The organism is Planktothrix serta PCC 8927 (assembly GCF_900010725.2).
Classification (GTDB): domain Bacteria; phylum Cyanobacteriota; class Cyanobacteriia; order Cyanobacteriales; family Microcoleaceae; genus Planktothrix; species Planktothrix serta.
In genome coordinates this window covers 215,897-240,606 of record NZ_LR734877.1, presented here as the reverse complement: position 1 = coordinate 240,606, position 24,710 = coordinate 215,897, and the positions used below count along the sequence as shown (strand labels likewise).

Annotated in this window: 23 protein-coding genes and 2 pseudogenes; 13 read left to right on the top strand and 12 right to left on the bottom strand. The window is 39.5% G+C overall.

The window, feature by feature from the left end; all coding sequences use genetic code 11:
* Positions 1 to 4 precede the first annotated feature (4 nt).
* Positions 5 to 1,234, top strand: coding sequence for an elongation factor Tu (gene tuf / locus PL8927_RS17675; protein WP_083624163.1), 1,230 nt, complete (start codon positions 5 to 7; stop codon positions 1,232 to 1,234).
* A 146-nt stretch (positions 1,235 to 1,380) separates the two neighbouring features.
* Positions 1,381 to 1,698, top strand: coding sequence for a 30S ribosomal protein S10 (gene rpsJ, locus PL8927_RS17670; RefSeq protein ID WP_072721120.1), 318 nt, complete (start codon positions 1,381 to 1,383; stop codon positions 1,696 to 1,698).
* An 89-nt stretch (positions 1,699 to 1,787) separates the two neighbouring features.
* Here the strand turns inward: rpsJ and avd are convergent, their stop codons facing one another.
* From avd to PL8927_RS17645, 5 genes are all read right to left on the bottom strand, one after another.
* Entirely contained in the window at positions 1,788 to 2,183 is a 396-nt protein-coding gene (gene avd / locus PL8927_RS17665; RefSeq protein ID WP_231506052.1) for a diversity-generating retroelement protein Avd, read from the bottom strand.
* A gap of 3 nt (positions 2,184 to 2,186) precedes the next feature.
* On the bottom strand, positions 2,187 to 2,657 hold the full coding sequence (locus PL8927_RS17660; RefSeq protein WP_083624161.1) for a type II toxin-antitoxin system VapC family toxin: 471 nt from the start codon (positions 2,655 to 2,657) through the stop codon (positions 2,187 to 2,189).
* The gene (locus tag PL8927_RS17655) at positions 2,644 to 2,835 is read right to left on the bottom strand and encodes a hypothetical protein (protein ID WP_231506051.1); all 192 of its coding nucleotides are present in this window, start codon (positions 2,833 to 2,835) and stop codon (positions 2,644 to 2,646) included. The genes PL8927_RS17660 and PL8927_RS17655 overlap by 14 nt, the downstream gene beginning before the upstream one ends.
* Positions 2,836 to 3,015: 180 nt before the next feature.
* Complete coding sequence (locus PL8927_RS29020; RefSeq protein WP_197047462.1) at positions 3,016 to 5,931, bottom strand: SUMF1/EgtB/PvdO family nonheme iron enzyme; 2,916 nt, start codon at positions 5,929 to 5,931, stop codon at positions 3,016 to 3,018.
* 112 nt (positions 5,932 to 6,043) lie between these two features.
* Positions 6,044 to 6,745 (bottom strand): hypothetical protein, encoded by a 702-nt coding sequence (locus PL8927_RS17645; protein WP_156093232.1) that lies wholly within the window; start codon positions 6,743 to 6,745, stop codon positions 6,044 to 6,046.
* Positions 6,746 to 7,003: 258 nt separating this feature from the next.
* On the opposite strand from PL8927_RS17645, the gene PL8927_RS17640 reads away from it, so the two are divergent.
* A complete protein-coding gene (locus tag PL8927_RS17640) occupies positions 7,004 to 7,645 on the top strand; it encodes an LON peptidase substrate-binding domain-containing protein (protein ID WP_083624154.1) in 642 nt (213 codons plus the stop codon).
* 68 nt (positions 7,646 to 7,713) lie between these two features.
* Here PL8927_RS17640 and PL8927_RS17635 read toward each other — a convergent pair whose 3' ends face one another.
* Both PL8927_RS17635 and PL8927_RS17630 read right to left on the bottom strand, forming a co-directional pair.
* Positions 7,714 to 9,777, bottom strand: coding sequence for an ABC1 kinase family protein (locus tag PL8927_RS17635; RefSeq protein WP_083624152.1), 2,064 nt, complete (start codon positions 9,775 to 9,777; stop codon positions 7,714 to 7,716).
* Between the two features lie 136 nt (positions 9,778 to 9,913).
* Positions 9,914 to 10,354 (bottom strand): hypothetical protein, encoded by a 441-nt coding sequence (locus PL8927_RS17630; RefSeq protein ID WP_083624150.1) that lies wholly within the window; start codon positions 10,352 to 10,354, stop codon positions 9,914 to 9,916.
* A gap of 656 nt (positions 10,355 to 11,010) precedes the next feature.
* Here PL8927_RS17630 and PL8927_RS17625 point away from each other — a divergent pair.
* Positions 11,011 to 12,276, top strand: coding sequence for an NAD(P)/FAD-dependent oxidoreductase (locus PL8927_RS17625; RefSeq protein ID WP_083624149.1), 1,266 nt, complete (start codon positions 11,011 to 11,013; stop codon positions 12,274 to 12,276).
* Positions 12,277 to 12,936: 660 nt separating this feature from the next.
* Positions 12,937 to 13,146, top strand: a pseudogene (locus tag PL8927_RS17620) (class I SAM-dependent methyltransferase); the annotation flags it as partial.
* Here PL8927_RS17620 and PL8927_RS29015 read toward each other — a convergent pair.
* Positions 13,115 to 13,243, bottom strand: a pseudogene (locus tag PL8927_RS29015) (transposase); the annotation flags it as partial. The pseudogenes PL8927_RS17620 and PL8927_RS29015 overlap by 32 nt on opposite strands.
* 46 nt (positions 13,244 to 13,289) lie before the next feature.
* Here PL8927_RS29015 and PL8927_RS17615 point away from each other — a divergent pair.
* The 4 genes from PL8927_RS17615 (at position 13,290) to PL8927_RS17600 (ending at position 17,782) form a co-directional block, all read left to right on the top strand.
* The gene (locus PL8927_RS17615) at positions 13,290 to 14,540 is read left to right on the top strand and encodes an RNA-guided endonuclease InsQ/TnpB family protein (protein ID WP_156093231.1); all 1,251 of its coding nucleotides are present in this window, start codon (positions 13,290 to 13,292) and stop codon (positions 14,538 to 14,540) included.
* On the top strand, positions 14,531 to 14,800 hold the full coding sequence (locus PL8927_RS17610; protein WP_083624144.1) for a hypothetical protein: 270 nt from the start codon (positions 14,531 to 14,533) through the stop codon (positions 14,798 to 14,800). The genes PL8927_RS17615 and PL8927_RS17610 overlap by 10 nt, the downstream gene beginning before the upstream one ends.
* Before the next feature lie 98 nt (positions 14,801 to 14,898).
* On the top strand, positions 14,899 to 15,420 hold the full coding sequence (locus PL8927_RS17605) for a type IV pilin-like G/H family protein (protein ID WP_083624142.1): 522 nt from the start codon (positions 14,899 to 14,901) through the stop codon (positions 15,418 to 15,420).
* 124 nt (positions 15,421 to 15,544) lie between these two features.
* Complete coding sequence (locus tag PL8927_RS17600; RefSeq protein WP_083624140.1) at positions 15,545 to 17,782, top strand: O-linked N-acetylglucosamine transferase, SPINDLY family protein; 2,238 nt, start codon at positions 15,545 to 15,547, stop codon at positions 17,780 to 17,782.
* Positions 17,783 to 18,158: 376 nt separating this feature from the next.
* Here PL8927_RS17600 and PL8927_RS17595 read toward each other — a convergent pair whose 3' ends face one another.
* Complete coding sequence (locus PL8927_RS17595) at positions 18,159 to 18,662, bottom strand: hypothetical protein (protein WP_231506050.1); 504 nt, start codon at positions 18,660 to 18,662, stop codon at positions 18,159 to 18,161.
* A 122-nt stretch (positions 18,663 to 18,784) separates the two neighbouring features.
* Between PL8927_RS17595 and PL8927_RS17590 the strand changes: the two genes are divergently transcribed.
* The 4 genes from PL8927_RS17590 to PL8927_RS17575 are packed head-to-tail and all read left to right on the top strand — an operon-like array spanning position 18,785 to position 20,000.
* The gene (locus PL8927_RS17590) at positions 18,785 to 19,129 is read left to right on the top strand and encodes a hypothetical protein (RefSeq protein ID WP_083624137.1); all 345 of its coding nucleotides are present in this window, start codon (positions 18,785 to 18,787) and stop codon (positions 19,127 to 19,129) included.
* Positions 19,126 to 19,335 carry a hypothetical protein gene (locus tag PL8927_RS17585; protein ID WP_083624135.1) on the top strand — a complete coding sequence of 70 codons (210 nt, stop codon included), beginning with the start codon at positions 19,126 to 19,128 and terminating at the stop codon, positions 19,333 to 19,335. Before PL8927_RS17590 ends, PL8927_RS17585 begins: the two co-directional genes overlap by 4 nt.
* A 24-nt stretch (positions 19,336 to 19,359) precedes the next feature.
* Positions 19,360 to 19,569, top strand: coding sequence for a hypothetical protein (locus PL8927_RS17580; RefSeq protein ID WP_083624132.1), 210 nt, complete (start codon positions 19,360 to 19,362; stop codon positions 19,567 to 19,569).
* A complete protein-coding gene (locus PL8927_RS17575) occupies positions 19,569 to 20,000 on the top strand; it encodes a hypothetical protein (protein WP_083624130.1) in 432 nt (143 codons plus the stop codon). The genes PL8927_RS17580 and PL8927_RS17575 overlap by 1 nt, the downstream gene beginning before the upstream one ends.
* 12 nt (positions 20,001 to 20,012) lie before the next feature.
* Here PL8927_RS17575 and PL8927_RS17570 read toward each other — a convergent pair whose 3' ends face one another.
* From PL8927_RS17570 to PL8927_RS17560, 3 genes are read right to left on the bottom strand one after another with little or no spacing between them, the layout of a single operon-like run.
* The gene (locus PL8927_RS17570; RefSeq protein ID WP_083624128.1) at positions 20,013 to 22,517 is read right to left on the bottom strand and encodes a glycosyltransferase; all 2,505 of its coding nucleotides are present in this window, start codon (positions 22,515 to 22,517) and stop codon (positions 20,013 to 20,015) included.
* A gap of 39 nt (positions 22,518 to 22,556) precedes the next feature.
* Positions 22,557 to 24,110, bottom strand: coding sequence for an adenylyltransferase/cytidyltransferase family protein (locus PL8927_RS17565; protein WP_083624126.1), 1,554 nt, complete (start codon positions 24,108 to 24,110; stop codon positions 22,557 to 22,559).
* Between the two features lie 36 nt (positions 24,111 to 24,146).
* Positions 24,147 to 24,704: a class I SAM-dependent methyltransferase gene (locus PL8927_RS17560; protein WP_083624124.1), complete on the bottom strand. Its 558-nt coding sequence runs from the start codon at positions 24,702 to 24,704 to the stop codon at positions 24,147 to 24,149.
* Between the last annotated feature and the right edge of the window lie 6 nt (positions 24,705 to 24,710).

The window sequence follows — 24,710 nt, the reverse complement described above, 5'->3', positions numbered from 1 at the left end:
CAAAATGGCACGCGCAAAATTTGAACGGAACAAACCCCACGTTAACATCGGTACGATTGGTCACGTTGACCACGGTAAAACGACTTTAACGGCTGCAATTACCATGACTTTGGCGGCTATGGGTCAAGCCACCGCTAAAAAATATGATGAAATTGATGCAGCACCCGAAGAAAAAGCACGGGGGATCACAATCAATACGGCTCACGTTGAGTATGAAACCAAAGAGCGCCACTATGCTCACGTTGACTGCCCGGGTCACGCTGACTATGTGAAAAACATGATCACCGGTGCCGCCCAAATGGACGGTGCAATTTTAGTGGTGTCTGCGGCTGACGGCCCCATGCCCCAAACCCGTGAACACATCCTTTTGGCCAAACAGGTTGGGGTTCCCAATATTGTTGTGTTCCTGAACAAGGAAGACATGGTGGATGATGCGGAACTATTAGAACTGGTGGAATTGGAAGTGCGGGAACTGTTAAGCTCCTACGACTTCGATGGTGACAATATCCCCATTGTGGCTGGATCTGCTAAAGAAGCCTTGGATGCAATGGTAAAAGATCCCAAAACCACCAAAGGTACAAATGACTGGGTTGATAAAATCTACAAGCTGATGGAAGAAGTGGATTCCTATATCCCCACTCCTGAGCGTGATATTGATAAACCTTTCCTGATGGCTGTTGAAGATGTCTTCTCCATTACTGGACGGGGGACAGTGGCCACGGGTCGGATTGAACGGGGTAAAGTCAAAGTCGGTGACACCGTTCAGTTGGTTGGAATTAAAGACACTCGTTCTACCACCGTCACCGGGATAGAAATGTTCAAGAAGAGTCTGGATGAAGGGATGGCAGGGGACAACGCAGGTCTGCTGCTGCGGGGAATTCAAAAAGAGGATATTGAACGGGGAATGGTGATTGCCAAACCCGGTTCTATTACTCCTCACACTGAATTTGAATCAGAAGTTTACATTCTGACCAAAGAAGAAGGCGGTCGTCACACTCCGTTCTTCCCCGGCTATCGTCCTCAGTTCTATGTGCGGACAACAGACGTGACTGGAACCATCAGCGCCTTTACGGATGATGAGGGGGGTACAGCAGAAATGATTATGCCCGGTGACCGGATTAAAATGACGGTGACACTGATCAACCCGATCGCCATTGAACAAGGGATGCGCTTTGCTATCCGCGAAGGTGGCCGTACCGTTGGTGCGGGCGTTGTATCCAAAATTCTTAAGTAAGCTCCAGAATTAAATCTTCAAAGTTGATGGTAAGGTTGCGGAAAAGTGGAAATTTGATCCCCTCTTCTGCACCTTCTATCTGTGAAGATGCACTGATTAATCATTAATCAGATCCGTTATCCTGAACCTAGACAACTGAACACAAAATGGCCACTATTCAACAGCAAAAAATTCGGATTCGTCTCAAAGCGTTTGATCGTCGTTTACTTGATACCTCCTGCGAGAAAATTGTAGATACGGCCAATCGGACTAGCGCTACTGCCATTGGGCCGATTCCTTTACCCACAAGACGCCGGATTTACTGCTTACTGCGTTCTCCCCACGTTGATAAAGATTCACGCGAACACTTCGAGACTCGTACCCATCGTCGAATTATCGATATTTATCAGCCTTCTTCCAAAACCATTGATGCTTTGATGAAATTGGATTTACCTGCTGGAGTTGATATTGAAGTAAAACTCTAAGCTCCAACGGTTTTAAACCTACTCAACCTGACCTTTCAATTGGGAGGCGTGAGTAGGTTTTCTCTATTTTGATCCTCACACGATAAAAATTATAGATTAGGCAACTTTTCGGTGTTTTTTCGTTGTTGTTTAATCCATCCTCCTAACTCTGTGCCAATTTCATTAATCAATTTTGCGATATACTCATAGCGTTCAGTTTTAATTAACTCGAAATCTAATAATATTCTGGTTTGATGGCGCAGAATATCTAATTTGCCATTCAATAATTCTAATTGGTTTAGTTTATTTGGGGAATAACGGGCTAAAATTAATCCTTCGAGAAGGTCATAAAGTCCGGTAATGATTCTATCTCCTAATGTAAATTTATGATCTCGCGGTAGGCGATTTAATATGGGTACATACCATTTAATTAAATCATAGGTTTTCTGGATAATCGGTAATTCACTCATTTTGTTAATTTTTTCAGCTAAATAGGAGGATGTCATTGTCTAATCTGGTATAGCTGTCAAAATTTGTGGTGGTCTCAATGGGTTTAAACCAGGGATTCCCTGAAAATCACTAATATTATAAGTGGCAAAAAAATCAATGCCCGCATCTAAAATCAAAGCCGCTAGTCTAATATCAAAAATTCTGGCTGAAATAAAATTACCATTGACGGCTAATTCCAATACTTTGTCTAGGGTAGAATGATTAGGATAAAGGATTTCCAAAGTACCCGTTAGGTAGGTTCCAGCAATTAAATCTCTAGCGGTTGATGGGTTTAAGGCATTACCTTTCATAGCACTAGGGTTAGTCAGAATTCTATACAGTTCAATGATGTTTTGTTCAGCGATGATACCTTGAACTTTTTCCTCTAAAGTCATTTGCAGTAATTCTGCCGATTCTGTATGGTAATTGGCAGATTCATCGTGAGCGTAGACCAAAACATTTGTGTCAAAAAATATCTTAATCAGACTCATAAATTTTTTCTCGGTTGAGGTAATCTTCTTTAATTCCTAACTGAAAAGTCGGAAAGGAATATTTGGGTTTGGGGATAACGGAAACAGACACCTCTACTTGATCACCCTCTTGGACATTTTCGGGCAAGCAATCTATGAGAATAATGCTTTTTCCTTTGATATAACCTTTCATAATCATTGGTTTTCCTCTGAATTTTAGCAAGAGGGCGGGTTTATTAAAATTATTGTGGGTTGACACAATTTTCTAACAAAACCCGTCCCCTGAAAAAAAAAATTTTTAAACGCGCTGACGCGCGAAAAGGGAAGAAGGGAAAAGAAGAAAGAAGGGTAAAGGGCTAAAGGGCTAAAGGACAAAGGGCTAAAGAGTCCACGCAGGCGGGAGGGAAACAACACGAAAACCGTAGTCCCAGTACCGACCGCCCGGCACGTACCTGCCACGATTGGCACTGCGACAATCCCAGGGATAGTTGAACCACGAACCACCGCGAATCACCCGGTATTGAGTATTTCCGCCCGACTCCCAAACGCTACCATCATCTGGCGCACCAGTATAATTTTCATGCCAAGGGTCAGCGCACCATTCCCAAACGTTGCCGTGCATATCGTATAATCCAAAGGCATTTGGAGGGAAACTACCGACATCGGTGGTTTGTTGACGATAGGTTCCTTTTGGCCCATTGCCGTAAGTATTACTTGCCTCATAATTAGCTAAATCGGCTGTAATGGTTTCGCCAAAATGGAAAGGACTTGTAGTTTGAGCACGACAGGCGTATTCCCATTCCGCCTCAGAAGGTAAACGATAGGTTTTTCCTGTTTTTTGGGAAAGTCGCTGACAGAATTCCTGCGCTTCATGCCAAGTTACACTATCAACAGGTCGGTTTGCGCCTTTAAAATCAGAGGGGTCGCGCTTTAAGTCTATTTTTATTTTAGGTAATGCAAGTACGGCTTCCCATTGAGCTTGAGTAATGGGATATTTTGCCATAGAAAATGCAGCAATATTAACGGGATGTTGGGGATATTCGTCGCTACTAGCATGGGCTTCATTTTGAGCCGCACCCATCATAAAAGTTCCCCCAGGAATGGATACCATTTCTAAACTGATATTATTGCCTAAATCTTGTTTAAAAAATTCAGCCCGACGGCGTTCTCGTTTGGTTTCCTTTCCTTGGGCGTTAACAGTAATGACATCAAACTCAAATTCCTTTTGCTGACGGCGTTTTTCTGCTTCTTCCTGACGCTTTCTTTCTTCCTCCTGACGGCGTTTTGTTTCTACTTCCGTTTGTTGCTGACGTCGTTTTTCATCCCAAACTCCTTGAGCAACATCCCGATTATGGGCGACATCGGGTAAATTAGGATTAAGGGCGAGACAGGAATTGTAATCGGCGATCGCTTTTTCATATTGCCCTAATTTATAATAGGCATTAGCGCGATTATTGTAAGCCTCGACATAATTCGGATTCAGTCGCAAGGTTTGGTTATAATCTTCGATGGCGGCTTGATATTCCCCTAATTTACTATAGGCTAATCCGCGATTATAATTGGCATCGGGAGAATTAGGTTCGAGTAACAAAACTTGGGTAAAATCATCAATGGCGGTCGTATATTCTCCCTGTTGACAATGGTTTTGTCCCCGTTGATAACAGGCTTGAACAATATTAACCCGGTGAGTTTCTCCCAAGGATTCTAGCAAATTATTGATTTTTTCAATATAGTCTAAATCCTTAGCTATTACGACAGAATTAACTCTATCCCATAATTCAGAAACTTCAGAAACCCGGTTTCTTTGAGAAACCGGGTTTCTTAACTTCAACCAAGATTTTACAGAATTAATTAATTGATTTTTAGCCCAAGATTTATTGGGTAAATTGACTAAACCCTGGGCTAATTCTAGGATTAATTCAGGGAGACGATGAGAACTTTCTGTTTCTAGGATTTTGTAGATTTGTTCATAGCCAGAAATGACCATCCCTATGACTGAATCTGCAACTTCTCCTTCGGGGATATTCTGAGTTAAATCTGGGAGGAGTTGCGGTAATAAAGGCGTGAAATCATGGAGAAATAAATGATGAGTGTCAGCTATCCAACCTGCGACCAGAAAATGACAGGTGATTAAAAACTGGTACAAATCTTCAAAATGCTTGCTATTAATTTTATAGTGAATTTCTAACTCGTCATCCTCTATTCCCTCCTCTCGTAAACTTTGTTCTTCCTCCCAAATTTTGAGATTAATTTCATTATCCCCGCCCCGTTTATCAATATCAGCTTGGGTTTTTCCCAGTGCTAATAGTTTGTCTTTTGTAACTTTCCATTTCCGGGCGCGAGTTTTAGCAGAATCATATAAAATATCCCGATAGGACAGTTGAGAAATAATCGTTTGATAGGAATAGTTAAGTTGTCCTATTGTCCAATAGGCGACTCGGAAATTGAGATAATCTCCATCAAATTCCGACTCTAATATTAATGTCGGTTCTGATTTTAGCATCCCGAATAAGGCTTTAATACTGGCTTCGCTATGAAAGCGTTTACTTTCCCAAGCACCTGCTAAAAATTCTATCGGTCTTCCCTGTTGAGAATACTGATCAAAAAAATCGCGCATTTTTTGATTTATAGTTAATTCAATATCAGGGAAATTTTGCGGCGTGGTGGCAAACTTTTCAAACTGAACTTTAGGCGGCGCAATAAAAACTCGCAGGGGAATTAAATTATTATTGTAGGATTCTAAAATTTGCGCCGGAGGCAATGTTAACGGCCAATTAGCAAAAATTTTCTGAACTTCTGCTTGGTTATGGGCAACTTTTATCGCGGTTTCTCGTTGATATTCGGCGATAATTAATTGGGTTTCTCGACCATAAGTTGCTAATTCTGATTGTAGGCTTTTTTCCTGTTCAAAACGCCAGCGTTGAAACTCAATATTGCTTTTATGGATGGCTAAATTAACGCTTTGGATATATTCTTGGAGTTCCTTTTGTCGTTGATGATTGAGTTCAGTTTGTTGGGCTTGAAATTCTCGATTCTCTCGATTTTGGATATATTGTAATTTAATTTGTTCTAATTGAATTTCCTGTTTTTTTTCCTCTATTACAGCATTATTCGCAACTTGTACACATTGTAATTTATACTGTGCTAACTGAATTTGTTGCCGTTTTTCCTCCATCGCAGCATTGTTAGCTACAACGATATCCGTATTTCTCTTTTGGCCATCTACTAGGGTTTTTTGAAGCATAAATCGAGATACCACTTCTAAACCCATATTCAACCATTTCCAAGGTTCCATTTTCGCATCTCCGGTTAATAAATTATAAGGTTGATCTCTATAATCAACCCCTGAAATCAATTTCGGGCGTAGGGGCGAGGCGCGCCTCGCCCCTACAGAGTTTTTGTTGAAATCAACCTGGACTAGAGGTATTAAAAACCAACACCGTCGCCGCCCAAATCGGTGTTTTTCCTTCAGCAAAAACCGCCCCATCTAAGGTATAAGCATGACCTTTTGTATCAACCCAACCAATACATTTATCATGAGCATCATAGACCTTCATATCAGCACCTAAATGCCCCATATAATGGTTGCCATTGTTATAAAATTTTTGCCCATCAATATGTCCGGCTTGTCCGCCACTATCCCAATAAACATCACCATCTGGATAAATATGAACGCTATTAGAATCTCCCTTTTCTACATAATTAAGTGTTTGCATTGCGGAAAAGGTAGACATTTGTTGCGAGTGATCTTCTATTCCCGAATTGTGATAGGATTGATCAGGGGTTGAATAGTCGGTTTGTTCGGGGTGTTGATAAGGATTAAACTGTTCTAACTCCGTCCCATTAGGATGTAATTCTGGGGTTTGAAAGTTCAGGTCAGAGATAAAAGATGGGTGTAGACCTTGATAATATTCTCCAGTTCCAGAGAAGTTAGAGACATCAAGATGAAGATGATGGGGGTCGTGGCTATGGAAATCAGGGACAGACATAATATTGTGTGTCTGTTCAGGAATTTGTTGTTGATGGGAGTCAATTTCTAAAGATTGGATTAAATTATTAAATAGAGAATCCAAGTTGTCTGGGGAGCCATTGTCAGGGTGATTATTCATGGCTATTATTTTAAGGGTTTGATTTAATATTATAGCGTAGTCATCTATATTTGTGTTCAACCCTCACCTGAAACTCAGAAACTAGGTTTCTCAGTATGTTTAAAGGTTCTCAGAAATTGGATTTTTTCAACAAGATTTCTATTAAGCAGCAAAGTTATTACAGAAACCCGGTTTTTTTTCGGGTCTAGCAGTTTTCTCTCAAGTGAGGCACAATTAAGGATTATGCTTCCTTGTGAATAGGTCTTAATTTAACGGACAATGGCATCATCTTCCTCAATTGCAGTTCGAGAGCTTCCTCTATTTCCTCTACCGGAAGTGGTTCTATTTCCGGGTAGACCCCTGCCCCTGCATATTTTTGAATTTCGCTATCGGATTATGATGAATACTATCCTGAATACGGATCGCCGTTTTGGGGTATTGATGTTTGATCCGACTCAAGGCCAAGTCGCTTCTGTGGGTTGCTGTGCAGAAATTGTCCAATACCAACGTTTACCCGATGATCGGATCAAAATGCTGACGTTAGGACAGCAACGATTTCGGGTATTAGAAGCGGTTCGGGAAAAGCCTTATCTGGTGGGTTTGGTCGAATGGATTGAAGATGAACCCCCCCAACAAGATTTAAGACCTTTAGCAACGGAAGTAGAACGTTTGTTGCGGGATGTAGTTCATCTATCAGGAAAGTTGATGGAACAAAACATTGAACTTCCTGATGATATTCCTGATTTACCGACAGAACTCTCCTATTGGGTGGCCAGTAATCTCTACGGAGTCGCAACGGAACAACAAACCCTATTAGAAATGTTGGATACCGTCACCCGTTTGGATCGGGAAGTGGAGATTTTAACTTCAACTCGCAACCATTTAGCCGCACGCAGTGCGTTAAAGGATGCGTTAAAGTAAACAACCTGCACCTCCTACAAAAACCTAATTTGTTGGGGGCGTGGACTTAACATTTACGCCCCAACAGGTTAACGACTCGGTGGTAAAGATAAAGGTTGTTTGGAGACTGATTTGCCATTAGCAGAATGTCCGTTTACTTGAATACTAGACCCCAGTTGATTATCCTCAGAAATTAGGGGATCAGAGGATAAAAATAATTCCCGAATCAGTCTTGCTGCTGCCCGTTGCGCTAATTCTCCGGCTACTTTTTGACTCAGATGTTGCACTTCGGGTTTAACAATTAAACTGGGAACACGCTGCACTAATAGCATCGGATCAAACCCTTTGGTTTCTTGGAGAATATTAACAATCCGTTGCAAGTGTTCTAAGTTATTTTGATCGGGAGTTAGTTTAACTTCTTTCGCCGAAGTCGAGGCAACTTTAACTCCCATCCATTCAGCCACTTTAGATTGAGCCTTTGTCAAAGCATTACGAGAAGCCGTATCAATACTTTTAACAAATTCATTAGCTAACTGTTCCCGAATAAATTCCCCCCGCTCTGAGAATAAGAAATCGAGGGTTTGATTCAAGACTTCGTTAATATCATAATCATCACTATGTTGAGCGTTTTTGAGTAGATTTTCTAACCGATTCCAGCGAAATGATCCCTCTTTAAATAATAAGTCTTTCAAGGATGTTCTTAACTCAACCGAAGGATCAGTTAACAATCGTTTAGCCACATAGGGATAGGCTTTACTTAAGACTTTAAAGTTGGGATCAACGTTAATAGCAATGCCTTCTAATGTCACCAAAGACCGAATAATTAACGCATAGTACGCCGGAACTCGGAACGGGTATTCATACATTAAATCTGAGAGTTGATCCGTAATACTCTTAAAATTCAATTCGGCAACACTCGCCCCTAACGCATTATTAAACACTTTTTCTAAAGCCGGAATAATTGGGCTTAAATCGGTATCAGGGGTTAAAAATTCCAACTTGACATAATCTTTCGCCAACCCTTCAAAATCTCGATTGACTAAATGTACAACGGCTTCTAATAACCCATAACGTTGATAGGGTTTAACCTCGCTCATCATGCCAAAATCCAGATACACTAATTTCCCTTCAGGACTGGCTAATAAATTACCCGGATGGGGATCAGCATGGAAAAACCCATGTTCTAATAATTGTCTTAAGGAACATTGCACCCCAACTTCAATTAAATAACGCGCATCAATACCTTGGGCGGTAACTTCTTCTAAATTCGTTAATTTAGAACCGTTGATCCACTCCATTGTTAACACTCGACGCCCCGTATAATCCCAATAAATTCGAGGCACATAAATATCCTGAATATTGCCATAAAGTTGTCGAAATCGTTCGGCATTTCGTCCTTCATGGTTGTAGTCCATTTCTTCATAAATTCGACCCCCAAATTCATCCATGATGGCGACTAAATCGCTGCGAATAAACTTAAAGGTTTTCTTCGCCCACTGAGCTAAGGTTCGTAACAGATAAATATCCAGGGCAATATTTTCGGATAACCCCGGACGCTGAACTTTGACCGCCACGATTTCGCCTGTTTTTAATTTGCCTTTATAGACCTGTCCTAATGAAGCGGCAGCTAAGGGATCAGGACTTAATTCTGCATAAATATTTTCCGGGCGATCGCCTAATTCTTCTTCAATAAATTGATAGGCGAGTTCATTGGGAAACGGAGGCAGTTGATCTTGTAATTTTGTTAATTCTTCTAAATATAAAGGCGGAACTAAATCGGGCCGGGTTGATAACGCCTGTCCCACTTTAATAAATGCAGGGCCAAGTTCCGTTAAGGTGATTCGCAGTTGAATCGCTCGTTTGCGGTCGGTTTTAACCTTTTTGCCTCGTTTACCATCTAACCATAGGCCCAAGGCAAAGGAACCAAATTTCACCATAATGCTTAACAGCCGTCCCCAGACTTGGAAGACGCGGGAACGGTAATAATCGGCAATGGCAACGGGATCGTAGCGTAAGGCGGGCTGATTAGATTCATCAGGGGTTGTCCCCTCTGGCGGTTGAGGCAAAGGGTGATGCTCCTCCACAAATTCTGAGGAAACATCAATGGTTGCAGGAGAAACCGAGTTGATCGGTTGGAGTTGGGTAATTGTCATATTAGGTAAATTTGAATCAAGCTGGGGCTTTGCAGGCGATAAAGACTTAGGTGGGAGTTTGTTTGTGTTAACTATTGTAACAATATCCTCAGCCAGTCCTTTACATTCCCAAAAAGACCTTTCTCTTGGTTCAAAATTAACCTGACTCACAATTGTCTGTTTCTGTCGTGTCGGTGAGTCGGTTGCAAATATTCAATAGATATAGACGGGTACTGATCGGAAGACGAGGTAAGGGTGTTTCCATATTCGGCCAGGTGGGTAAATCGAAGCAGGGACAGCAAGTGGGAGGCATCCCGACCGTTTTGATCGGAACCAGGAGGGAACACCGCGCACAGGATTCGATTTCCCATTTTGAGGAGAGCAAGTCTTGAATGGTTTCCTCTGTTCCTTCCAAATAGCACTCTCCAGATTCGGGAGATAGGATTTCTTTCCAACAGTCTTCAAACTCTCGGCTATACCTTTCCCCCTGAACCACAAATTGAGGTAAGCGAAATTCTGTACCGTTATGAATCAACACTTTTTTACCTAACTGAAACCAGTGGGCTAAATATTGTTTAACTTGATGTTGTGAAGCCATAATTGTACTTTTTTGAGGTTTTAACAGGTGAATTTAGAATTTAAGGATCAGGAATTCAACCTAAAAGCAGAGCCGATAGACTAATATGTATTTCCTTACTGCTATTGTATCGGTTGATTTGGGCTTAGACTTGTCCTCAAATCTATATTGATCCTAAAATTTAATTCTGAATAGGGTAAATATTTTACAATGGTTTTCTAGTGATCCGTACTCCCTGAATACCGATGAGACAGGTTTTTGAGAAAAATCATCCTAAATTCTGGGCAGATCATCTCAGCAAGGTATAAATACGGACGCTCTGATCTATTAATAAAGATAACGAATTTATTAATTTTTGTAAGTCTTCTCAAAGATAGATTTTTAATTGTTAATTTTTAAGAGATTTTAAATCAAGAATAGCAGTTTAAATCGAATAATTCACTAAAAACCAAAAAATAAATAAGTTTTAACAATCAATTAGGAAATCCTGAGAAAATCACCTAGAAATTAATTCAGTTCAAAACAACCCTAAAAACACAGGAAACCCATGAAGCAGTCCTGAGAGCCTTAAACAGACCCTTTGGCCAGAATTCTTAAAAGTTGTTAATAGATTGTACTCTGGGGTTACTTCCCCTCTACACTCAAAGAGGAGATCTGTCCAAAAGTGACCAGCCATTATGTCAAGTACAAACCTACAAGCATCAAATTCCGATACAACCTACCATCAAATTGTCATCGTTGGGGGAGGAGCGGGAGGAATTACCGTCGCCGCCCAACTGATGCGGAAAAATTCCAGCCTCGATATTGCTATTATTGAACCCTCGGATAAACACTACTATCAACCCGCTTGGACGTTAGTGGGTGGGGGTGTTTATAACATTGAAGATACAATTAAGGATGAAAAAAACTGTATTCCGGCGGGTGTCAAATGGATTAAAGCTTATGCTGATCAATTTGAACCTGAAAATAATGTAGTCATTACTAAAGAGGGTCAACGGATTCAGTATCAATACTTAGTGGTTTGTCCGGGAATTCAAATTGATTGGCATTTAGTTGAAGGATTAAAAGATGCTATTGGTAAAAATGGTGTCACCAGTAATTATTCCCTAGAATATGCCCCCTACACTTGGGAATTGTTGAAGAATTTTAAAGGGGGAACAGCAATTTTTACCTTTCCATCCACACCGATTAAATGTGGAGGAGCACCCCAAAAAATTATGTATTTAGCGGATGATACTTTCCGCAACAATGGGGTACGGGAAAAAAGCCGGGTGATGTATTGTACGGCTGTTGGCAAAATGTTCCCCATTCCGGGCTATTGTGAAGCGTTAGAAAAAGTAGTTGCACGTCGCAATATTGAGGTTAATTATCAACATAATCTCAAAGCAATTAAACCGGAAACAAAAGAAGCCATTTTTTCTGTGACAACGGGTAACGGTGTGGAGGAAGTCAGGATTAAATATGATTTAATTCACGTCACGCCGCCCATGAGTCCCCCAGATTTTATTAAAAATAGTCCCTTAGCAGTGCAACCTGGGGGATGGGTGGATGTGAATAAAACAACATTACAACATAATGTTTATCCGAATGTATTTGCATTAGGAGATGCGTCTTCCCTACCCACTTCTAAAACGGCGGCGGCCATTCGTAAACAAGCGCCTGCGTTAGTAGAAAATCTCTATGGTTTAATTCAGTCGCAAAAACTAACCGGAAGTTATGATGGTTATACCTGCTGTCCGTTAATTACGGGTTATGGAAAAACGATTATGGCGGAGTTTACCTACGAGAGTAAACCCGACTCTAGTTTTCCTTTTGATCCTACCCAAGAACGCTATAGTATGTGGTTAGCCAAGCTTTATGTTTTACCTTGGTTATATTGGAATCGGATGTTAAAAGGTGCTCCCTTTGAAGCTGATCGTTTGAAGCAGTTAAAAGGAAAATAATATTGCTTTAAATTCTAGGGGGGTGACAACTAATAACTTAACAGTTGAGATCACAAACGATTGAGTGTCACCCACCTTTGATGTGTTTTACTATTTCTTAGCCCACTATTCCAGTTGTTGGTGCTGTTGTCTCATCCGCCAACTAAATAACACTGCTAGAATAACGGAGGGTAAGCAAACGGTAATTCCAGCAAGAGTTGAGGATTCGGGAATCGAAAGCAATGGGCCAACGAACTTGATCAAAACCGATACTCCCAGGGACAAGAGTAGAACTTTGAGTAGAAATGTAATTTTGTTATCCATAGATGGCATTGTATAAATAGAGAGGGTGCGATCGCAAGCTATTTGTAGGAGCGAGGCGCGCCCAAAGTCNAATTCAGCTAGAATTACTCAGTTTTTGGGTTTTAATTTAGAAAATTGGGGACTCAATTTGTCTCCCCAATTTTGTAGAATGAAACAGCCCTGCCTTTTTAAGGGGGATTTAGGGGGATCTAATCTCGGCTATAATTCAGGGGTTTTCGGCTTAAGTTGACACTAATGGGCGCGCCTCGCCCCTACGCCGGAAATTGATTTCACGGCTGACTCAATTTAATTCGATACCAACAGAGTTGCGATCGCCCTTTAATAGTTTACCGTTTATCGATCCATTGAAAAACAACAATGCAAAATCAAGATCCTGAATTATTAGAAAAAATTCGTCAACAGTTTGACTCAGCACCCTATCCTAGAATTCCCTTAGAACAATCGCCTAAAACCGATTATGAGTTGCTATTTATCCACAATTTAGTCACGCCTTATTATTTAAAATATCAGAAAGTTATTAATACAGAAGGAAAAGTTATTTTAGATGCTGGGTGTGGAGCCGGATATATTTCTTAAGAACCTCAATCGGTGCGCCTCCGCAAGAAGCAACATAGTATTAGTTAGACCAAAACGAAACTTTACCCCAGTAATGCTTCTTAAATTCTACATTATAATAAGTAATCATAAATATAACAGAAGGTCGATATGTTATGGCTACCAAAAGAGTGACTTTCCGACTCTATCCAACTCAAGCGCAAGCCAACAAAATGCACTATTGGCGAAAACTGCATTGTGCTTTATATAATGCTTGTGTAGAACATCGGAAAACATCTTACAAACGATTCAATAAGTCGGTCAATTATTACGACCAACAGAATTGTTTGCCAGAGTTCAAAGAATTCTGGACGGATTATAAGGAACTTGGTAGCCACGCATTACAAGACACTGTTAAACGAGTTGACCTAGCCTTTCAACGCTTCTTTAAGCTTAAATCTGGATATCCCAAGTTTAAGAAAAGTCGGCGTTATAAAGGATGGACTTATCCTTGTCAAAGCGGATGGAAAGCTTTAACCAATGGTAAAAATGGTTCCCTAAAAATCTCGAATTTAGGAACCATTAAAATGCGGGAACAAGCCAGAGATTGGGGAAAACCTAAAACTTGTACCATCCTGTTCACACAAGGAAAATGGTATGCGTCAATCACAGTTGACTGCATACCATCTCGTTATCAAACAGACGTTGGTGCGATTGGTTTAGACTTCGGAACTCATCATGCAATTGCCGACTCGAATGGTAATTTCATTGAGAATCCCAGATTTGTTAAAGTTGCTCAAAGCAAAATCAACAAAATCGCTAAAACCAGTCGCAAAAAAAGACCTCCTCAGAAGAAAGTTAAAGCTTCACGACGATGGAGAAAAGCGAATAAAGCCATCTCTAAAATCCAATCTAAGGTTGCCAGACAAAGACAAGATTGGCAGCATAAAGTGTCTACAGAAATCGTTAGCTGTAATAGCTTCGTAGCCACTGAGAAATTAAACCTTAAGGGGATGACTCGCAAGTCCAAAGGTAAAAATAAACGTCAGAAATCAGGATTAAATCGATCTTTACTTGACGTGGGGATTGGAAATCTCAAAGACTTAATTAAATATAAAGTCACTGAGGCAGGTGGGTTTTATATTGAGGTTCCAACTCAGAAAGTTAAACCTTCACAAACTTGCCCAAATTGCGGTCATCAGAAAAAGAAAACATTAGCAGAAAGAGAACATCATTGTGTTAATTGCGGGTTTCATTGTGATAGAGATGTTGCCGCAGCAATGGTGATGCTTAATTACGCAAGGGGTATGGAACGTGCCTCTTCAGACGCAGATGAGAATACCTCTACAGGAGTGCGGAAGCTTCAAGCAAGTTTCTCAGTTGAAGCGTTAGAAACGCACATCGAGCGCGATAGCGGATGTGCGTAGTTCATATCAGTCAATATGTTAAGTTACCAACCCTTGTAGGAATTACCCTGGGAAGTCGTTTGGCTGCCTATTTGCTGCCCCTGTGGGAGGTAGAACAACCTATAATATCCCTGGTAAAACGTTGGCAACAGATCCAACCTGTAGACCCTGTTACCCTAGAACTGATTAATCCTCAAATCGCCTTTGAGCAGGTTAAAGAAGTCCTCAAAACCATAGATACCTTTCTGTATATGCTTTTGGAGCATTCGGGATCAAGTTAAAAAAAAATTTTGTTGGGGTGATATGAAACTTTAGAGCAGTGGGTAAGTTAGAACTACCAGATAAAAAACCAAACATCCCCCCAAACGGAGAAAAGATTATGAAGACTGAATTTAAAGCGAAATTCCTGCAATACGTTTCTAATAGAAAAAAAGAAGAAGGTTTCACCTTAATTGAACTGTTAGTTGTTATTATCATTATCGGTATTCTGGCTGCGATCGCTCTGCCTTCCTTCCTCAGCCAAGCGAATAAAGCCAAACAATCTGAAGCCAAACAATACCTAGCTTCCATTAATAAAGGTCAACAAGCCTATTACGTAGAAAATACTAAGTTTGGTACTGATATTCCATCACTGGGTATTGGGATCAAAACCCTAACTGCTAATTATACTTACGGGGCAGCAGCTATAGCAGGCGGTGCTACAGCTGGAGCTACTCCAGCAGCGGGTCTCAAGCCTTATGCGGCAGGAGTTGGATTAGTGGGTGCTGCGAATACTGACAAAACAACCCAGACTATCCTGTGTGAAGGAGCCGTTGGTAACACTCCTGCTGCTACAAATCTAAGCATAAATGGTACAGCGGCGCCGGTTTGTGCTGGTGGTTTCACAGCAGTCTCTAAATAATTCTAACTCAACTATTAGTTGACTCTGTTAATAGAAGAAATGATGTAACCCTGCCTAGTCAAATCTAATGATTAGGTAGGGCTATTAATTTAGTAATGATTAAGTCACTCTTATTTGTTAAATCATGATATCAGAACAATCTTTAATTCTTTCTTTTGATGGGCAGCAGCAAGCTGATGAGGCTTGGCAAAAAGGGAATTATGCGCTAGTCACTCAACTCTATGAACAAGCTATTGAAGCTCAACCGGAGTGTAAAGCTTACTATTGGTACATGGGTTTAGCACTGTTGCTACAAGGTCAAGAAACAGAAGCACAAACGACTTGGTTATGTGCAATGGCAGAAGGGGAGCCGGAAGAAATTGAGCAATGGACAATAGAACTAATCGAGGTTTTGCAAACTGAAGCTAACCATCAGTTAGAATCAAAAAATTATACCAATGCTTGGGTGATTCGTCAGCATATTCGAGAAATTAACCCGGAAGATATCAATAATTTATTGCATTTAATCGGATTATCAACCCTTATTCCAACCTATACAGGAGAAGAACTTAAAGAGTGGGGAGTGATCAATTTCCTCAATTCAGAAAAAGATATTGGGTTAGATTCCAATCTTTTACTCGAAGTTTTAAAAAATGTTTTAGATTATGCTCCATTTGAGCCATCTACATTAGAGTTCACTGAGGCGTGTTTACCCTATGTGAAGGATACATCACCATTTATAGCCACTTTTATTGAGTTTATTTATAAAACGGCTTACATATTTTCTCGCCATTATTTGGCAGTAAAATACACAGAATTATGTTTACGTCTTGAACCTAAAAATTATGAGCTATTGATAAATTTATCATCCCTGTATCAGGATATTCATGAGTTTAATAAGGGGATAGAAACAGCTAAAGTTTCTATATCTATTGCTGATACTTTAACAGAGAAAATCTATGCTAACTATATCCTGATGCGAGCTTTGATGAGTGCGGGAGGATATTGGGAGGAGTTTACTGTTGCACTCAACGAACACTTTTTATTGTTGCAAACTTTATTTGATCAGCAACCGCGATCTTTAGATCCTGCAAGTACGGTACGCTTATTTGCATCTAGCTTTTTCTTCGCGTATTTTCAAGATAATCCTTATAAAAATTTAGCAATTCGTCGTCAAATCGCCCAGATAGCCCAGTTCAATATTGAATCTTATGCCCACGAGGAAGTGGAAAAATTTAGGAAGTGGAAATCACCCCTGATCAAAATTGAAGAACGTAGCAATAAACGTTTAAAGATAGGATATCTCTCTCATTGTTTACGTTCTCATTCTGTTGGTTGGTTAGCGCGATGGGTATTTCAGCACCATGACCCGAATCGCTTTGAAATTTATGGTTACTTCATGAGTACAGTAAAAACTAATGATCCTTTGAAAAATTGGTACTTTGATCATGTCAATAAAGGTCATTTATTAGGATTATCTGGAACAGAAGCGGCTGAAAAAATTTATGAAGATGAAATTGATATTTTAGTCGATCTTGATAGCATTACACTCACTAATACTGCTGATGTTATGGCGATTAAACCCGCGCCTGTTCAAGTGACCTGGCTGGGTTGGGATGCGAGTAATATCCCGACAATTGACTATTATATCGCTGATCCTTATGTGCTTCCAGAGGATGCTCAAGCCCACTATACGGAGAAAATTTGGCGTTTACCTCAAACTTATATTGCAGTAGATGGTTTTGAAGTGGGTGTACCAACCCTGCGTCGAGATGAGCTAGATATTCCCAATGATTCTATTATTTATTTGACCGCCCAAAGAGCATACAAATGTCATCCAGACATCGTAAGGTTACAATTACAAATTCTCAAAGCTGTACCCAATAGCTATCTTCTAGTGAAGGGCGTATCTGATCAAAAATCTCTGGAAAAATTCTTTTTTGAGATCGCACAATCTGAAGGAATAGAATGTGAACGATTAAAGTTTTTACCTTTGGCTCCTTCTGAGGAAATTCACAGAGCCAACCTTGGTATTGGTGATGTCGTATTAGACACCTATCCTTATAATGGCGCAACAACTACAATGGAAACTCTGTGGATGGGAATTCCGATGGTAACACGAGTAGGTGAACAATTTGCGGCTCGCAATAGTTATACCATGATGATTAATGCCGGAATTACAGAAGGTATTGCTTGGACAGATGAAGAATATGTGAAATGGGGAATTAAGTTAGGAACAGATGAAAATCTACGCCAACAAATTGCTTGGAAATTAAGGAAAAACAGACAAACGGCTCCGTTGTGGAATGGGAAACAGTTTACTCGTGAAATGGAAAATGCTTATGAACAAATGTGGCAGAAGTATATTGAGGGTAAGAATTGATTTAACGATTTCTATCCTCTCTCAGCAGTTCTACACTATCACTAAATGTCTGATTGCCGTGTTTTTGACGTGCTACACAAAGTTTAGCTCGGAAATTAGCTCTTGTAGAAACTTGAGTGGTGATTATTAATCTCAAAAAATATCTATATTCCCCTGTAGGGGCGAGGCGCGCCCAAAGCGTGTCAACTTAAGTCTAAAAGCCTGGAAATAAATTTCAGGCTCAAAGCTAAAACCCGTTAAAACGGGTTAATGAAGAATGATCTTAGTTATCTTTAGATAACTTCAGCTTTTAGCCCGAACTTGAGTTCAGGGCTTCGGAGGCTTAAGTTGACGGACTTTGGGCGCGCCGTCCCCCTACGATGAATTGGATGTCAAACTATTTATACAATTGATTTAGACTTGCTATATAACCCTTTTTTCTCCCCCAATTTAACCAAGATTCAATCATTTCTTTTGTGTTTCCCTGCTGTTCGGGAGTTACCGGATCTTCGCGGGTAATTGATTTTAAAGCCCAAAACCAACGCCCAGAATTTCTTTCCAGTTCCCGCAACAGCATTGGGATCACATCACTACCCATACCAATAATTTGCTGATAGGCTGAGTGCATTGATAATTGTTCAGTGGAGGAAACCCCGCGAGTTTCTCTTCTCCATTGCTCGACAAGCTGATAAAAAGTGGTTTCCAATTCAGTTTTTTTTCGAGACTGTTTTTCCTCGATCATCTCTCTCAAATCACCAGGAATGTTGTCTATATTCTGATCGAATTTTAGTGGCGTTAGCGCTGCGATTACTTCTCCATTTTGGGTTAAAATAATCACTTCTTGACTATTTGCATAGTCCGCAAGTGCGTCTATTGTTTCAGTAATTTCAATAACTTTCATTATTCTTAAGGATAAACTGTATAGCAAATTAAGGTTATCTGCTATTATAGCGGGATTTTCTCTAACCTAGTTAACAGCAAATCATTGTATTGTGGTAGGTTGTACATTTATATAAGTTCAATATGGCAAAAGTATCCCCTCAAACTTTGACGATTATTTTCAACCTGCAACGACGTTTAGTTGAACTGATTGATCAGGCAAAAACAGCCGAGTATGATTTGTTTGAAGACTATGGTGAGACGGAGGAAACAATTCCAGAATTGGAGCAATTACAAAATGGCGGAGAACGTCTGAGAAATCCTTATTCTCGTCTAGCTACTCTGACATTAGCGATCGCTGAGGCTCAACCTATTGCTCCTAGTGCTATGATCAATTTATTGAGCCAAACTATTGAACAAGCTTCAGTCACGGCTGATGCGGTGGAAGCAACCACTCAAGAAAGTAAAAGGATTTGGAATCTACCATGAATAACCCACGCACAATACCTGATGCAGAGACAAGAGCGCGTTCTGTTGCGAACTGGCGGGAGGCTATTCGCAAAATTGACGCTGTTACCCTAGCACTGGATGAATTAATCGCTATGGTAGAAGAACATAACCGTCACAGTCCACTAACTTTATATCGATTAGGAAAGTATAAGGGTGAAATTGTGCAAGAAACGATAAAAGATTGACTCCAAACTAGGAGCAATTTAACGATGCCAAAACCTAGATATGATGAAGATGAAAACAAATCACGCCATGCAGCAGTCGATGGGGATTGTTGTGAAGAAATGGCTGAGAAATACGGCTGGCAATTGGTTGATATAGAGAAAACGGGTAATCCTGTTCTTGAAGTTGATTGTGTGTTTGAGGGAAAAACTGAATTTCCCAAATCCTATTACGATACCCAAAAGGAGGAAGGCTAATGCGTAAATGGATTGTCTTTCGAGCAGAAAAGCGTCAACCCGGTTGGAAAGATCGCAAATATGCTCACACTGGCTCTCTCACAAAAACCTTATTTGAGCATTACGATTGCTCTGACAAGGCATTACCTGAACTTGGATACCGTCCCCCAGAGTTCATCCGAGTTGATCAGTTTACTGATTCTAACTATCCAGAGTCTTCAACTCATTACCGTCAGAGTGATTGGGAAGTTACACGGGTCGAAACCTATACACCAGATATCCCTGTTGGAATGGACTTCGATATGGTTGTGATCTGCTATTGCAAGTACAGTCCCATCAATGCAACCCTCAACCCGATGCCAGAGCGTGAAGTCTCTGTTGATTCATTTGGAGGAGATGAAGTGGCTTATCAACAGTGGCTAGAGTCCCAAAAACAACTTGCTGAGGTTTGACATTTTCCGGTTCTAAATAGTCAAATCATAAATTGGGATAATTTCTGCACAGACGGATGCGATCGCCTCTTGATTTTCATGCTCTAGTCTAATCCACCCTTGAACATGAGTTAATAAAGCTTTCCACTGCATTTGACTCAAGTTTCCAATTAAAGTCATTTCTACACTCTCATCAACCTCAAATTCTGCTTCCATCATAAGGTTCATAATCACGCTAGATAAAGCTAAATCTGCATCTTCATCAATAATATTACTATTATCAATCAGTAAAGTAATTTGGCTTCTGTCAGGGTGATTTGAGATAGCTTGGATAATAGTTCCCAACTCTAAATAAAGGGTTTCTTCTGGTTGAGTCCAATCGGGAAAAACAACTAAATTGATCTCTCTCAAATTTAGGGGCAAAAGTGTTGCATTTATTAAAGCTAAACTGACCTGATCAGCCATTTTTGACCAAGAGAACTTTTTAGCTTGTTCTAAACCTGCTTCGATTAAAAACTCACGGACTTTGGGTTTCTGTACTTCACACAAAGCATCTGTTAATCCATTTACATCATGATCATTGACATATAAAGCTGCTTCTCCAGCGACTTCAGGAATTGAAGCATTAGAACAAGTAATCACAGGACAGCCACAAGCTAAAGCTTCCAAAATCGGTAAGCCAAATCCTTCATAAATAGAAGGATAAACTAAAGCTACGGCTCCTGAATAAGCCGCTTTTAATTCTTCATCATTGAGTTGTAAAGGATGAACAACAACTCCAGGGGTATATTGTCTAAATTCTGACATAAAGAAAGCACCTGTTCCCGTACAAACTAACTCAAAGCCATGAGCAGTACAAAGTTGAGAAAAAGCTTTAAAAAATAGTTCTCCATTTTTATAACCATTGCTCATCCCCACGAGAATAAAATAGGGTTTATAAATTCCATATTTAATTCTAAATTGCCGAATTTCTTCTACCGTAGCCTGAGTATAGATAGAAGATACACCACAATGGGCGACTGTAACGGCATCTAAAGAGAGATTAGGAAACAGCTTGACTAAATCCTTTGCTGTATTTTCAGAAATAGAAATATAAGTAGAAGCATGGCGAATGGCATGATGTTTTTCTCGCCACATGGGTTCATTCAAATTTCCCCCTAAAACTTCAGGAATCATATCATAAGCCATAAAAACTGAAGGGGTTGTTAGAGGAGTAGTATAGTATGTTGAAATGAATAAATCTGCTTCTTCTTCATCGCAGATATACTGCAACATTTGCTTATCTTGGTCTGTGCTACTATAACTATAAGCTGGAATAGTTCGATATCGGATGCCACGGATGCGGGGCGATGTTCCGGCTCGATCTAAGACTAAAATATGTTTACTAAAGTCTTGAGTAGACCATTCTTCGAGTAAAGATTTCCAAACCCTGGCAATTCCTGTTTGGTAAAGTTGGAAAAAAACGCCATCAATCAAAATTTGAGGTTTAGGGTAAATGCCAAATAGGTCATTGATAAAATTGCAGATGAGGTTAAAGTCTCTTTGATGATCAAATTTTAAATCTACATCTAAATCAGAAGTATATTGATAATCAATAAATTTTAGACCCTCGGCTGTAAATAATAGATTCCAAGGTCTAATATCCGCTACATTATCAAGAGTATTAAGCCGTTTAAATTGGGATTCTATTTGCTGTTTAACTGTTTCATATTGAGGAGCAAAAATTTGTCCAATTTGAGCAATATCATAAAGGAGAACACCTGGAATGATCTGAATATCTTGCTTCAGATGGGATTTATGAATGACAACACCTTGATCCGTTGATTTAATAATATAGTTACGAGGGTTTAAGGGATAGCCAATATAAGGAAACAACGCTTCTCTTTCGTAATCCGGTGAATCCGCATAGTAAAATGAGCGGGTTAATTCGGTATCACAATGGGTTGTAGCTTCATAATTCATTTTAATAAAAACGGGTTTAACTTGGCTAATTTTATCCAAGGTAAGCTGGGTTTTTAAAATATCTTTTCCACACACCCTAGACTCATCGGGGTGAGGAAGTTCCATAATAAAAGATTTGGAAATTTTGTTCAGTTCTGTTAAAAAATATTCTGCGTCTTCAATATGATGTAAGACAGAAAGTAAAAGAGTCACATCAAAATAAGTACAGGATTGGGAAGCTTTAATTAGCCAATCTGAAGTTACAACAGAATTAATTAAAATAACATTTTTAACCCCTTCTAATTTAATTAATTCGGCTTGTAGACGAGCATAACTATATTGTTTTTCAACGCTGACAAATACATTGTCAGGAAACATTTTTGCTAGATTAATCGTAAAAAAACCAACGTTAGAACCCACATCTAATATCGTCTGACCGGGTTTAATATAATCTTTAATGACTTCTAGCCTTTCCCAATCATTTTGACGTAAACCTTCCCGAACTAATTCCTTCCCTAAGTAAATCGATTGATAAACTTCTGGAAGTTGATCAATTAACGGTTCTAAGGTTTCTAAGATTTGTGGATCAATTGACATCATTCATCTCCTAGTTTTAATTATTAAATTCAACACAGCTTAACTTAAAAGTAAATCATGCCATTGATTCATCAGGGCTTCAAAGGCTGTATGGGGTTGAATTGGATGTTCATGAACTTGCCAGAATGAAAGATAGCGATCAATTAATTGAGCAATTAATTGACCTGAAAATTTAATTTTTTGGTTAACAATCTGTTGACGATCAGATTTTTGTTTTTGTTCTTTGATAAAATCTGTGAACGATTTCTCAGAAGCAAAAACGTCCTGAAGTTGTTCAAAAGGCATAAATAAAACATCCTGAGAAATTAAACTCGATTGAGGTTTAAGTTGATTCGGATCAGGATTAAAACGACCTGTTTCTATACTGGTTCCAAAGGGAAGAAATTCTATACTGACTGAGGATTGATCCGAAACTAAAATATCAACAAAAGGAAATAGGGTACAGATATTTAAGGTTCTGGGAGCTACGATAATATTAGGTGGGTTATCGTTTAAAGCAAATTCCTCCATTTCTTGAACAGAACGAAGACAACTTTCATACATTGCTTCTAACCCTTTGGGGTAAGCTTGACCTGGATTAACATAAATATGATTTTTGATAATCAAGTTACAGGGAAGTTTCTTAAACAGGGGTAACAGTTGTTCCCATTCTCTCGTATGTCCCCAAGTTGGTGCATATAAAATGGTAGATTCATAAGGTAAGTTGGTTAACTTTAAATAAAGTTCATTATTACTTTCAGCTAAGTTGATTTTGTCGTATTTTGGCCAGCCTCCTTGTAAGATTAATTGGGTGGGTTTGTGAAAAGGTTGTGTATAACTTAATCCTAATGCTTGTTGAGCATAATTTCGGTGTAACGAACCGGGAACAAAAATAATATTAAATTCCTTTAACCGTTGCTTTTCAATTTCATAAGCATCCACATCTCCTAAGTCATGGGGAAGATAAAATAAGTATTGATAACCCTGCGCTGATTTTCTAATTTGAGGATGATGGTGAGTATGATCGAGTAAAACGGCGGCTTTTGCACCTGTGGGTTGTTGCTCAGGGCCAATTAACCAACGACAATCAAAGTGTTGACTCATGGCTTCAAAAACGGATAGTCCTGCTTGAGCTTGTAAGTCATGGTAAGCGACAAAATCAACCTGAATGGGTTGACTGATAAAATTAAATTTGCTTCTTGATGAAACGCGCTGGAGTAAATTAGTGGTAGAAATATTTTTAGTATAAGGAACTAACTTGAGGCGACCTTGTTTGTGAATTTCTCCATACCATTTTTCCAGATTTTCAGGAGAGACATCATCGCCATGACAAACATAATCAATCTTTAATTGATTCAAGTAGTCTAAGGTTACATTTAGCGGTGCATTAGGAATCACTTCATCAACATAGCGACAACTTTCAACCACTGCTATTCTTTCTGCCATACTCATCAAAGGTTGACGTTTGTATCCAGCAACGGTTTCATCCGAGTGAATGCCAACAATTAATTGATCCCCTAAAGCTCGTGCTTGCTTCAAAAAATTGGCGTGACCCGCATGAAATAGGTCAGCAACCATATCAACATAAATCCGAATCGGTTTCTTTTCTATCATGGGCGATTTCCTAACCTTAGTTCTAGTTTATCAGGATTAAGAGAGTTTATTTTTGATTAAGATATTAAATCGATCAGGATTATAAAAACCTGGGGTAGTTTCAGCATCGTTAAAATCTTCTGCATTAAAAAGAAGATGTTCTGCACGATGGGATTTGCAGGGTAAATCTCCAATAAAAATAGCCGTTTTAGCAACTCTTTTCATCTCTCGAATCACGGTTTTAGCGTAATCTAAATCAGGGAAATAGTGAAATACACTATAAGCAAAAACTTTATCAAAGGATTGGTCTTTAAAAATTAAATTATTCGCTGATCCCTGTAAAACTGAATGACCCAGCAGTTGAATATGTTTTTGGACTAAGGATTTTGAATAGTCAATCCCGACATAATCACAGTTTAAATATTGGGCAATCATCCCAGCCCCACAACCGACTTCTAAGACTTTATCATCGGGTTTGATTTCTAAAATATCACTAATTTGCTTGGCTACCCATTCCGGGTCAATGGTAGTTTCTTCAAACCCATCTAACTCTTTTAAATTGGTCGTTTCTAAACGTCCCTTTCGCTCCCAAACTTCATGCCAATTAAAAGCCATAAACCC